This window comes from Actinospica durhamensis (assembly GCF_018139695.1).
Taxonomy (GTDB): Bacteria; Actinomycetota; Actinomycetes; order Streptomycetales; family Catenulisporaceae; genus Actinospica; species Actinospica durhamensis.
Window position 1 is genome coordinate 1 of sequence record NZ_JAGSOG010000763.1, and the last position, 439, is coordinate 439.

Genomic DNA, 439 nt, shown 5'->3' on the forward strand with positions numbered 1-439 from the left:
CGCCACGCTTCACCGGCGGCGGTTTCAAGGGGCTGGTGGAATTCCTCTTCCCGGCCCACATCACCGCGCTCGCCGTGAACATGCTGTCCTACGTCAACGACAAGATGTGGGTCATGGTGTTCGGCGTCATCGTCGCCGTCGGCACCAAGTGGGTGCTGCGCGCCCCGGTCAAGGGCCGGATGCGGCACTTCATGAACCCGTCGAACTTCGGCATCGCCGTCATCCTGGTGCTCTTCCCCTGGGCCTCGATCGCCCCGCCGTACCACTTCACCGAGTACCTCGACGGCGGCTTCGACTGGCTCGTGCCGGCGATCATCATCACCCTCGGCACGATGCTCAACGCCAAGCTCACCGAGCGCATGTGGCTGATCCTCGCCTGGGTCGGCGGCTTCGCCCTCCAGGCGATCGTGCGCGGTCTGCTGTTCGACACCTCCATACC

At 65.4% G+C, this 439-nt stretch carries 1 pseudogene; it reads left to right on the forward strand.

What is annotated here, in order from left to right:
* Nucleotides 1-439 (forward strand): annotated as a pseudogene (locus KDL01_RS42105) (enediyne biosynthesis protein); the annotation flags it as partial.